The organism is Solibacillus sp. FSL W8-0372, from assembly GCF_037969735.1.
GTDB classification, from domain to species: domain Bacteria; phylum Bacillota; class Bacilli; order Bacillales_A; family Planococcaceae; genus Solibacillus; species Solibacillus faecavium.
Genome location: NZ_CP150204.1, coordinates 727,726 through 739,833, shown reverse-complemented (window position 1 = coordinate 739,833; position 12,108 = coordinate 727,726). Strand labels below are relative to the sequence as shown.

11 protein-coding genes and 1 other annotated feature are annotated in these 12,108 nt (G+C 38.1%); of the genes, 3 read left to right on the top strand and 8 right to left on the bottom strand.

Going from position 1 to position 12,108, the window contains the following annotated elements; all coding sequences use genetic code 11:
• Window positions 1-37 precede the first annotated feature (37 nt).
• The 3 genes from MKY13_RS03470 to spxA form a co-directional block, all read right to left on the bottom strand.
• Window positions 38-1,150: a competence protein CoiA family protein gene (locus MKY13_RS03470; RefSeq protein ID WP_339215338.1), complete on the bottom strand. Its 1,113-nt coding sequence runs from the start codon at window positions 1,148-1,150 to the stop codon at window positions 38-40.
• A gap of 177 nt (window positions 1,151-1,327) precedes the next feature.
• On the bottom strand, window positions 1,328-1,981 hold the full coding sequence (gene mecA / locus MKY13_RS03465; protein ID WP_339215336.1) for an adaptor protein MecA: 654 nt from the start codon (window positions 1,979-1,981) through the stop codon (window positions 1,328-1,330).
• A gap of 316 nt (window positions 1,982-2,297) precedes the next feature.
• On the bottom strand, window positions 2,298-2,696 hold the full coding sequence (gene spxA / locus MKY13_RS03460) for a transcriptional regulator SpxA (RefSeq protein WP_008403575.1): 399 nt from the start codon (window positions 2,694-2,696) through the stop codon (window positions 2,298-2,300).
• Between the two features lie 463 nt (window positions 2,697-3,159).
• Window positions 3,160-3,386 (top strand) — a binding site (T-box leader).
• Window positions 3,387-3,489: 103 nt separating this feature from the next.
• Here spxA and trpS point away from each other — a divergent pair.
• Entirely contained in the window at window positions 3,490-4,479 is a 990-nt protein-coding gene (gene trpS / locus MKY13_RS03455; protein ID WP_339215334.1) for a tryptophan--tRNA ligase, read from the top strand.
• Between the two features lie 244 nt (window positions 4,480-4,723).
• On the opposite strand, the gene fabF is transcribed toward trpS, so the two are convergent.
• Both fabF and MKY13_RS03445 read right to left on the bottom strand, forming a co-directional pair.
• Entirely contained in the window at window positions 4,724-5,968 is a 1,245-nt protein-coding gene (gene fabF, locus MKY13_RS03450; protein ID WP_339215332.1) for a beta-ketoacyl-ACP synthase II, read from the bottom strand.
• Window positions 5,969-5,990: 22 nt separating this feature from the next.
• Complete coding sequence (locus tag MKY13_RS03445; RefSeq protein WP_339215330.1) at window positions 5,991-6,926, bottom strand: beta-ketoacyl-ACP synthase III; 936 nt, start codon at window positions 6,924-6,926, stop codon at window positions 5,991-5,993.
• Window positions 6,927-7,216: 290 nt separating this feature from the next.
• Between MKY13_RS03445 and MKY13_RS03440 the strand changes: the two genes are divergently transcribed.
• The gene (locus MKY13_RS03440; RefSeq protein ID WP_191698628.1) at window positions 7,217-7,414 is read left to right on the top strand and encodes a YjzD family protein; all 198 of its coding nucleotides are present in this window, start codon (window positions 7,217-7,219) and stop codon (window positions 7,412-7,414) included.
• 84 nt (window positions 7,415-7,498) lie between these two features.
• Here MKY13_RS03440 and MKY13_RS03435 read toward each other — a convergent pair whose 3' ends face one another.
• The 3 genes from MKY13_RS03435 to MKY13_RS03425 form a co-directional block, all read right to left on the bottom strand.
• On the bottom strand, window positions 7,499-9,628 hold the full coding sequence (locus tag MKY13_RS03435; protein ID WP_191698629.1) for an AAA family ATPase: 2,130 nt from the start codon (window positions 9,626-9,628) through the stop codon (window positions 7,499-7,501).
• A gap of 380 nt (window positions 9,629-10,008) precedes the next feature.
• Complete coding sequence (locus MKY13_RS03430; protein WP_191698752.1) at window positions 10,009-10,317, bottom strand: metal-sulfur cluster assembly factor; 309 nt, start codon at window positions 10,315-10,317, stop codon at window positions 10,009-10,011.
• A gap of 62 nt (window positions 10,318-10,379) precedes the next feature.
• A complete protein-coding gene (locus MKY13_RS03425; protein ID WP_339215327.1) occupies window positions 10,380-11,135 on the bottom strand; it encodes an alpha/beta hydrolase in 756 nt (251 codons plus the stop codon).
• A 110-nt stretch (window positions 11,136-11,245) separates the two neighbouring features.
• Between MKY13_RS03425 and MKY13_RS03420 the strand changes: the two genes are divergently transcribed.
• Complete coding sequence (locus MKY13_RS03420; RefSeq protein WP_191698631.1) at window positions 11,246-12,052, top strand: Cof-type HAD-IIB family hydrolase; 807 nt, start codon at window positions 11,246-11,248, stop codon at window positions 12,050-12,052.
• The last annotated feature ends 56 nt before the right edge of the window (window positions 12,053-12,108 follow it).

Sequence of the window (12,108 nt, the reverse complement as noted above, 5' to 3'; positions counted from 1 at the left end):
CGAAATTCGAAATTATAAGTCTATTTAATCAATTTCATTACTCAATTGCAACCCATTCGTCGTATAGAGCTTCAAAAAGTTTATTTAAGCTCATACTTTCATGTACTTGCCCAATATTAAGCTCCCTTAATATTTTTAAATACTGTACAACAGCCGCATTCCTCTCGCTAGTTTGTTCCATGCCACTCCATTCAAAAAAATACGGAATAGCCTTTTGGTTCATCGTTTTTGGAGTAAGACTGTGACATTTCATAAAATAAAACAATTGTACTTGCCATTCTAAACAAAAGCTGTCAAAAGCATTTGTATTCATTACTGGAATCCCTAAAAAAATCGGTAAATTAGTGGTCGTTAACCGCAATTCATATAAAGCACGTAAAAATCGATCATTAACCCCTTTTTTACTCAGCAATATACGAGGCCGCAAATATTGGTCGCGGTATTCTCTGAAGCTAATAAGGAACTGACGAAATATTTCCTTCGGGATTTTATCGGGAATGAGGAATGGAAATCGCTGTTGATGTAACGGAAGTATTTTAACAAATGCAAAGTACTGCATTTTATTGATATGAATTAAATTACTCAAATAGTAAAAGTTTTTGCTTTTTACATCATAGGTGAGGAGAAAATATTGATTGTTATACTGTTGGATAAATTGAGCATTGAAATGATTAATTGAAATTTTCAACATTCCTGATGCTTGAAATTTTTCCGGTGTATGCAATAGCCATATTGGTGTAATATTTGCCTTTAAATACCCTTTTGTCCGCTGTAGAAAAAGATCCTGCGAGATCGGGCTGCATTGAAATTCGATGGCATATTGCCTGTCCATTTTAGAAATGAAAATATCGGGTCGTTGACGGAGGAGCGGCAAATAGGGTTCAAGCATTGGTTGCAGCTTGAGCTTTGTAAAATGTTGAAATAGCTGCTGCTTGCCTAATAAATGGGCGGTTGATTCCCGTTCCGAAAATAATGAATCGCAATTACTTTTTTTATAATGTGCAAAGTGAGGAATTTTAATCTGTCCAGCTTTCAGCAAAAGCTCCTCTCTGCACTGGGGACAATAAAACTGCCGCCGTTGCTTTAATTGTTGCAGCTCCCGCTCCGAAAGCTTTGACGTTAAATGAAATAGCTGTTGATTTTCTGTCATTGCGACCAACAATGCCTTCCACTCCTTTTTATCTATCGTAAGCAAATGAAGAACAGCTTTCAACTTATAATAAGTAACTAGTGGGAAAGTGACATTTTCATTAGGTTATGCCTGCAAACAAGTCCAATTATATAGACAAAAAAAGCCACCCAGAATCAGGTGGCTTTAACAACTTGATTATTCAAAATATGTGATGATTGTTTCAAAGCAGTCCTCTGGAATAATTGTCTCCGCGTATTCGTCTAAGCGGTGTCTCGTAACTTTGGAAGCGGATAAATATTCAGTGCATATTGCAACGACATTTTTCGCTTCTTGAATTTCCAGACTTTCTAACTCTACATATAAATAGTAGTAGTCCTCCCATTTATACAGCGCAGATTTAACTCCCAACGGGGCTGCGCGTTTTGCAAGAGGCACTAGCTCATCAATATCTTTAAATCGGAATCGTGCATTTTCAAGCGTCTGCTCTTCATCTTTGGCTGCCTTACCAATTGCATTGAAAATCGATTCTTCCATTTCGTTTAATTGATCTGCTATATGAAGGTCGTCTTCAAAAGTACCAACCATCGATGAAGTTTCGGAATCATTCCCTACAGATGCACGAGTTACAACGACTTCTAACCCACTATCAGAAGCATTAATATGAATCCAAATCGGACCATCTAAGTCGAAATAATCATCTGTATTTACTTCGCCAATGATATCCCAAAAGAGCTCTTCTCCCTTAGCGCGATTGTACCAAATTTCTTCACGCGTATAACCACGGTCTTCGATATCACTATACGTAATAAATAGTTTTAACGTATTTTCATTAATGCGTTCGATGTCCATTAGACCTCAACTCCCTTCACAGTCATTGTATAGAACGTCACTTATATTCCAAAATGCATACAATAAGGCGTTCTATTGCATCGGAACTAAGATACTTAAAAAAATGGGAAGTATCTATAACTCTATTGTATGATGGATTGGATAAAAATGAAAAGAAAAAACATTATTCAGCATAAATTATTTGAATAATTGAAATTGTATTGTACCCATCAGTTTAAATCAAGTATTAAAGAATTCCTTATTAATATGATCTGAAATAAAAAAAAGATGCCACAATTGCACCCTAGGCAACCGTAGCATCATGAGTGTCTTTTATTTAGTTAACCATGCGTTGCGCTTCCTGAAGCTGGTAAGCACGTACTTTACGAGGTAGGAATCGACGGATTTCATCTTCGTTATAGCCGACTTGTAGACGTTTTTCGTCCAATATAATCGGTCGGCGTAAAAGACCTGGATATTCCTGTATTAACTCGTATAATCTTTGCAATGGCAATGTTTCAACATCTACATTCAATTTTTGGAAAATTTTCGATCGCGTTGAAATAATTTCATCGGTACCATCTTCTGTCATTCGTAAAATTTCCTTAATCTCACTAATTGTAAGTGGCTCCGAAAAAATATTGCGCTCTGTATATGGGATATCATGTTCCTCTAACCATGCTTTTGCTTTTCGACATGAAGTACAACTTGGTGAAGTAAATAATGTTACTAACATTGTCTCACTCCTCTCTAATTGATTTCAATTTAACTGATATATGCAGCTTCATTTCATATGGAAGCGTAAATATATAATACTTAGTTTAGAATTAATTTAATTTAAGATTCTGTTCTTATTATACATGAATACGCCATGTTTGAATACACATTGTCAACAAATAATTCAACTACCGTAATAATTTTTATTACATGTTTTTCTCTATTAAGCGCACTTTCTTTATTTTTGTGCTACAACATTTTTGTACCCTTATGCTAATAGATTTAAACTTAAAAGACAGAATGTTTTTTCTCATTTATTCAAATTTAATTGAGAACTAAACTGAGCGTAGATTTGTTGTTTCAAATAATCAGCTTGTTATTTTACTACTATTTCCACTACAATGCATTTTTATTCCTATTTCTTTCAAATAAAACAATTGCTTTCTTTTCAATATTTACGATATAATCACTTTCAAGATTATGAAAAAACGATGACGAAGAGTAGTACATTTAAAGCGAATGCCTAGAGAATCTGTGGTTGGTGCAAACAGATCATTCATTAAATGGAATGGACTTCCGAGTTAGCTTGATGAACGAACTTAAATATAGGTTCCATTAGTTAAGCTCGTTCCCTTCACGTTACGAAGAAGAGTGGCCAATTGAGGCAAGCTGGGTGGTACCGCGGATTTTAACATCATTCGTCCCTTCTATTATTTACTTAATAGAGGACGCATGATGTTTTTTTGTCTAAAAATTACTTCAAGTAATTTTGGAGAAAATCTTATTTACCCATTTTAAGGAGGAATCCCCCAATGAAAACCATCTTTTCAGGCGTACAGCCAACAGGAACAATCACTTTAGGAAACTACATCGGTGCAATTAAACAATTCCCTGCTTTACAGGATGACAATAATGCTATTTATTGCATCGTCGACCAACATGCTATTACCATTCCACAAGATCGATTGGAATTGCGCAAAAATATTCGATCATTGGCAGCGATGTACATTGCATGTGGTATTGATCCTGAAAAATCCATTTTATTTATTCAATCTGAAGTACCTGCGCACGCACAGGCAGGATGGATGCTGCAATGTGTCGCTTCAATCGGTGAATTAGAGCGTATGACACAGTTCAAAGATAAATCAACTGGAAAAGAATCCGTTTCTGCCGCACTTTTAACATACCCGCCGTTAATGGCTGCCGATATTCTTCTTTACAATACGGACATCGTGCCAGTAGGGGAAGATCAAAAGCAACATATCGAGCTGACTCGCGATTTAGCGGAACGTTTTAATAAGCGTTACAATGATGTTTTAACGATTCCTGATATTCAATTACCAAAAGAAGGCGCCCGTATCAAATCATTGCAGGAGCCGACGAAAAAAATGTCAAAATCGGATACAAATACGAAAGCAACAATTCGTCTTTTGGATACACCTAAAGAGATTGAAAAGAAAATCAAATCTGCTGTAACGGATTCTGAGGGAATTGTGAAATTTGACGTTGAAAATAAGCCAGGCGTATCCAATTTGCTTATTATTGAATCTGCCTTATCAGGAGTTTCAATTAAGGATTTAGAAGAAAAATACGAAGGCAAAGGCTACGGCGATTTTAAAGCAGGTGTGGCACAAGCTGTTATCGACCATATTGCACCTATACAAGAGCGCTATTATGCATTAATCGATTCTCCGGAACTAGATCTTATTTTAGATGAAGGAGCTGCTAAAGCGGATGCTATCGCAGCCAAAACGCTTAAGAAAATGGAGAACGCGATGGGATTAGGCCGTAAACGACGCTAACCATTCCGATTACCGCTATTAGAAGCAAATACAGTTCTGCACCATGAAGGATGTACAGCATTACTGCATGCCATGAATAGCCCAATGTCCGATAGTTTAAGTATAAAATCATATTACTAATCGACATTACACAAAGCCCATAAAAAAATAGAAATAGTACGAAGCGTGTCAAAACACCATCCTTTGTACAACTATACGAAAAACGAACGGACGATAGAATTGGTCCGTTCGTTTTTTATATTTTCTATTGCTCTGTGTATTTTTTAAACAATAAACAAGCGTTATGCCCGCCGAATCCTAATGAATTGCTCAGTCCATATTCCACATCAGCTTTTCGTGCTGCATTGGCAACATAGTCCAAGTCACATTCTGGATCAGGGTCATTTAAATTCATCGTCGGAGGTAAAATTCCTTCTTTTAGAGCAAGTACTGTGAAAATCGCTTCAATACCACCTGCTGCTCCTAATAAGTGACCAGTCATACTTTTTGTCGAACTCATTGCCAACTTGTATGCATGATCGCCAAATACCGTTTTTACTGCTTGTGTTTCAAATAAATCGTTGTACGGTGTACTCGTACCGTGTGCATTAATGTATCCTACTTGCTCTGGTGAGACATTCGCATCATCTAACGCCATTTTCATTGCTCGCGCAGCCCCTTCGCCATTTGGAGCGGGAGCTGTAATATGATGGGCATCTCCTGTCGAACCGTAGCCAACTACTTCTCCATAAATTTTCGCGCCACGCGCTTTTGCATGTTCATATTCTTCCAGAATTAATATACCTGCCCCTTCGCCAATAACGAAGCCATCGCGATTTTTATCAAATGGACGTGATGCTGTCGCAGTGTCTGGGTTTAAAGATAATGCAGTGTTTGCACAAAAACCGGCAACCGCCATTGTAACGATTGGTGCTTCCGTTCCTCCTGTAATCATTACATCCGCATCCCCGCGTTCAATTACTTTGAAAGCGTCTCCGATTGAATTTGTCCCTGAAGCACAGGCTGTAACAGAACATGAATTAACTCCTTTTGCTCCCAAATAAATCGATACTTGGCCTGAAGCCATATCAGGAATCATCATTGGTACGAAGAACGGACTTACTCGGCGAACACCGCGCTCTTGGAATGTCAAAAATTGCTGTTCATGTGTTTCCATTCCACCAATTCCCGAGCCAATCCATACGCCAACACGAGGTGCCATTTCTTCTGTAATCGTAAGATTAGCATCTTTTGCAGCCATCATTGAAGCAGCTAGTGCGTAATGAGTAAAGCGATCCATTTTTCGTGCTTCTTTTTTCTCAATGTAATCTTCTATATTAAAATCTTTTACCTCCGCTGCAACAGACACCGGAAATTTAGTCGTATCTACACGCGTTAATGGTCCGATTCCTGATTTTCCTGCTACTACATTGTCCCATGATTGCTCTGCATTGTTTCCTACTGGCGTTACTGCGCCGATTCCTGTTACAACAACTCTTCTTTTCTCCATCATTTAACACCCTTCTCTTTCTTTATTTTCCCCATTTTAATGCGAGTGCCCCCCAAGTAAGCCCTCCACCAAAACCAACTAATACAACGATATCATCGTCCTTTATTTTCCCCTCAGCCAAATCGTCGACAATCGAGATACCGATTGATGCAGCCGATGTATTACCGTATTTCTGAATCGTTTTCGACATTTTTTCTTCCGGTAGTCCTAGACGCTCCCTAGCAGCCTCCATAATGCGGATATTCGCCTGGTGCGGTACTAGGTAATCTACATCTTCCTTCGTTAATCCAGCCTTCTCCAGTACACTGACTGCGGACTCCCCCATTTGACGAACTGCAAACTTAAATACTTCACGACCATTCATCGAAATGTGGTTTTCTGGGTTTAAATATAAATGTTTGCCACCCGTTCCATCCGCCCCAAGTTCATATGCCAATATGCCGCGCCCTTCTGAAACTTTACCAATTACAGCTGCACTTGCACCATCACCAAATAAGACAGCTGTGTTCCGATCTTTCCAATCGGTTATTTTCGATAATTTTTCAACACCTACTACTAATATATATTCATAACTATTACTCTCAATAAATTGTTTTGCTATCGCCGTCCCGTAAATAAAGCCTGAACATGCAGCAGAAATGTCCATTGCACCGCAACCCGATATCCCAAGACGTTCTTGTATTTGGCAGGCTACACTTGGAAAGTTTTGATCTTGAGTAACCGTTGCGACAATGATTAATCCTACTTCATCTGCTGTAATACCGGCGTTTTGAATAGCTTGTTGTGCCGCTTTATAGGCTAAATCTGATGTTTCTTCATTCTCTGCGATATATCGATTTCCAATACCTGTCCGTGAACGAATCCATTCATCCGATGTATCTAAAAATTGTTCAATTTCCGAATTTGTCAAAGCCTTTTTCGGAATATACTTACCCATGCCAACTATACCAGCATTCATATATTATCCCCCTTGTTTTCAAACATATCCAACCCAATCCTTTTGCTGAATAACATAAAATAATCACTAAATATTAGTATCTGGTACTAATTATAAAGTATAAGTATTTCGAAAACAATTAAAATTTATAGAAAAGACAATAGCGATGTTTTTACGGTACGGAATAATCACTTTATGACATCTTGGCGAAAAGTTGTATTCCCCCTTTTATTTTCATGAAGGCTTGTGGTATGATATTGAAGATGTAATTTCAAAATAACGATATAAATAAGTTCAATGAGGTGAAATTGATGCAATATATTATTACTTTCTTTTGGTCATTCCTTTTAGTAACAATGACTAACTATGTAGTAAGTTCTGTATTAGGTGTAAACTTTAATTTCATGAATGGCGTAATCGTATCATTAGTATTCAGCGTATTAGTACTTATTATCGCTGCAATCATTCCAAACGAATCAACTCCAGACATGGAAGCAGAGCAACATTAATAGATGACAAGGGGCTGTCCGGTATTATACTGGACAGCCCCTTGTCATTTAATTTTATTTCGTATAGCAGATTATTTGGACATTCTACTTCTGAGAAATCACCAGTTCATCATTTTCCAGCATAATTTCCAGCACACCACCCGCTGTTACTACTCCTTTTAATAGTTCTCGCGCAACAATTGTTTCCAAGTGGCGCTGAACGAAGCGTTTTAATGGACGTGCACCATATTGAGGATCAATGCCATGTTCTACAATCCAATCCACTACTTCCTTACGTACATGTAACGTAATTTCCTGTTCCGCAACTCTTTCCTGGAGCTGCTTTACATATTTCCAGGCAATTGCATGGAAGTGTTCTTCCGACAATGCATGGAAAATAATAATATCGTCCATTCGATTTAATAACTCCGGCTTAAAGTGCTGACGTAAAGCCGCCTGTACAAGCTTCTCGGAATCATCAGACGCCTCCAGTAAAAATTGTGACCCAATATTAGACGTTAAAATAACAACCGTATTCGTAAAGTTTACTACTCTGCCCTGGCTATCGGTAATTCGACCATCATCCAACAATTGCAGTAAAATATTTGCTACATCTGGATGTGCCTTTTCAATTTCATCTAATAGAACTACTGAATACGGATTACGGCGTACGGCCTCTGTTAGCTGTCCGCCTTCCTCATAACCGACATAACCAGGTGGTGCTCCGACAAGTCGGGATACAGAATGCTTCTCCATATACTCACTCATATCGATGCGGATAAAATGGTCTTCCGAATCAAATAATTGTTCTGCTAATGCTTTTGCCAATTCTGTTTTACCGACACCTGTTGGCCCTAGGAACAGGAAGCTTCCAATTGGCTTATTAGGATCCTTAATACCGGATCGGGCACGCCATACTGCCTCTGCTACATATGTGACTGCATCATCTTGTCCAACAACACGGTCATGTAATGTGTCTTTTAATCGCAATAACTTTTCACGTTCCCCTTCGACAAGCTTCGTTACCGGAATACCTGTCCAGCGGGATATAATTTTTGCAATTTCATCTTCCGTTACTTCTTCACGCAGCATACGATTGCCTTCCGAATCTTTAAGCTGCTTTTCCAATTCTCCAAGCTCTTTCTCCAGTTGTGGAATTATACTGTATTGCAGTTCACTTGCCCGCGCTAAATTGTTGCCGGACACGAACAGTTGATCACGTTCTGCTTCATATTTTTTCAGTTTGTCCTTTTTATCTCGTACAATTTGCAAACCGTTTTTCTCAAGTTCCCATTGTTCTTTCATCGATTGCATTGAAGCTTCTAAAGTATCGATTTCATTCGTAAGGATATCCAGGCGTTTTTTACTCGCATCATCCTTCTCTTTCTTCAATGCTTGTTGTTCAATTTTAAGCTGAGTAAGTCGGCGTGTTAATTGGTCAAGTTCCTGCGGCATTGAATCGATTTCAATTCGAATCATGGCACATGCCTCATCAACTAAATCTATTGCTTTGTCCGGTAAAAAACGGTCTGTAACATAGCGATTGGCTAGTTGTGCTGCTGCAATAATGGCGCGGTCATGAATACGAACACCACGATGATGCTCTTCAAAACGGTCTTTAATACCACGTAGAATGGATACTGTGTCCTCAATAGACGGTTCACGTACTAGAACTTGCTGGAATCGACGTTCCAAAGCAGGATCCTTTTCAATATACATACGATATTCATCCAATGTCGTTGCACCGATACAATGCAATTCCCCGCGCGCAAGCATCGGTTTGAGCATATTTCCTGCGTCCATGGCACCATCACTTTTTCCGGCACCTACAATTGTATGAATTTCATCGATAAATAAAATGATACTTCCATCTGAATCTTTCACTTGCTTTAACACGGATTTCAAACGTTCTTCAAATTGACCACGGTAAGAAGCGCCGGCGATGAGCGCACTCATGTCCAACTCATATAACTGCGCATCCTTTAATCCTTCTGGCACATCCTGTCTTACAATCCGTTGAGCCAAGCCTTCGACAATAGCTGTCTTCCCAACACCTGGTTCGCCAATTAATACAGGGTTATTTTTTGTTTTGCGCGATAAAATCCGGATAACATTGCGAATTTCTTCATCACGTCCAATAACCGGGTCCATCTTGCCATTTTTTACTTGTTCAATTAAATTACGTCCAAATTGCTCTAAAGGCGGACGGTTGTCTTGAGTTTGGTTAAATTGCATATATTGCATCCTCCCGATAGTTTGACCTTTACTGACTAATTTTATTATAGGTCAAAATTAGTCAACTCACAAATTTTTACACTCCCTTTTTAGGTACGTTCTTATATTTTTGTATATTCGATAAAATATACCTTAATAATTAAGTAAAACGAAATAACGACTCATATGTGTGTAACAAATGGCATTTTAGCCTTAATATTTTAGAAAAGCATTTCATTAATAATTATTTGATGTTAAACACATATTTAAACTGGATTCCAATAGAAAAATAAAAAATCACCTTCGACTATCGTTATAGTGAATAATACGGACTTTTTAATCTTAGCCTAAAAAAAAAACGATTATTTTGCTTCTGCAAAATAATCGTTTTAATATTTTTATTAACGGATACCTAAAGCCATTTTTGCATAGCGTGACATATTGTCCTTAGACCATGCCGGTTGCCATACGATATCTACCTTTACCTCTTTTACTTCCGGTAATTCACTTAAAGCTGTCGTTACTTGGTCAACGATTACTGGTGCAAGTGGACAACCCATTGATGTTAATGTCATTGTAACAATCGCTAAGCCCTCTTCTGTTAAATCCACTTCATATACTAAACCTAAGTTGACAATATCGATGCCTAGCTCAGGGTCAATTACGTTTTCCAATGCTCCGTACATGCTGTCTTTCATATCTTGATCAATTGCCATTTTTTTATTTCCCCTTTCGACATAGTGTTATCGTCTATCATAGCAGAACGAATGCTTTATGCCAAACGTTGTGCAATGAAATCCGTCACTTGTAAAATACCATTTCTTGAAACGGCATGTCCTGCTTTTGGCTCTGCGATATATTGAATATTCGCCGCCTTTCCTTCTTTTTCAAGTTGTTCATAAAAAGGGCGACTCATACTAAATGGAACGACCGTATCTTTTTCACCATGCCAAAATATTATTGGCTTGTTTGACCACAATGATTCATGTTTTTCCATATCATATTTGCCGAGCATATCGAACAAAGCACTTTGCTGATCTTCAGATATTGGAAGTTGAACACCCTTTTGCTTCAGTTCCTCAACTTGATGAAGCGCGACCCTCGTGTAGCTCGTTGTCCCCATACAAATACCAGCAGCCTGAATCCACGGATAAATAGTTAAGCAACCCGATGTTACAATGCCACCCATTGACGTTCCAGCAACGCCAATTTTGTCGCCTACCATTTTTTTTAGTTTCAATTCTTCATAAAGCGTATGTACTTCTTCAATCGATTTTAAAACAATTTTCCAAAAGTTATAGTTCATCTGTTCATCCGTTAAATAATCTGACCGTTCTCCATGCATGATTGCATCAGGCAGTATAACTCGGATACCTTTTTGCACAAACTGATACGCATAATGAAGATTATGTTCCTTTGCACTTAAGAACCCATGTAAAAAAATAACGACGGGTGTATGTTCGTCCATCGTTTCATCATACACATGCAATAATGGAATAGATTTCCACAACTCTTGCTTAACAATCATTTTTCTCACCTCGCCTTAACCTTATCAAAACTTCACGATTGTTTCAAAACTTTGACGAATGTTAATTTTTCACGTTACAATAATACCCATGCTAAAGGAGGCTTATTCTCATGAACGAACATTTAATAGTATTGGATTTAGACGGAACATTATTGACGGATGATAAGAAGATTTCCTCCCTTACAAAGGAAACACTGTTTAAGGCAAAGCAAGCGGGACATCAAGTAATGATCGCGACAGGACGTCCTTTCCGGGCTAGTCTTCCCTATTATAAAGAATTGGAGTTAACGACACCTATTGTCAATTTTAACGGTGCACTTATTCACCATCCAAAAAACCCAATGTGGAAAACAATCCATACACCTGTGGATTTAAGTGTAGTCCACGATGTTGTTGAATCAGTCCATAAATATGAATATGATAATTTAATCGCCGAAGTAATGGATGATGTATATCTCCATCGTGAGGATGAAAAAGTACACGAAATGTTTAATATGGGCAGCCCTAATATTTTAATGGGTGATCTCAAGCAGACATTAAAGGAAAATCCGACGAGTTTATTGATTCAGGCAGATGATGTAAATACGCCGATTATCCGCAAACATTTGCAGGATGTGCATGCCGAGCTGATCGAGCATCGACGCTGGGGTGCACCTTTCCCGATTATTGAAATTGTGCATAAAGGGTTAAGTAAAGCAATTGGTATTGACTTCATTTCAAAAGAAATGGGCATCCCACGTGAGCGGATCATTGCATTTGGCGACGAGGACAATGACTTTGAAATGATTGATTATGCCGGAATTGGTGTAGCAATGAGTAATGGAATTGATGATTTAAAAAATATCGCTAATGAAATTACTTTATCTAATAATGAAGATGGTATTGCAAAATTTTTGCATGACCGATTAAAACTGTAGGACACGTTACCGAATTAAGTCCAATTATTAAAAATAGCCCGGAAAAGCGATGTATT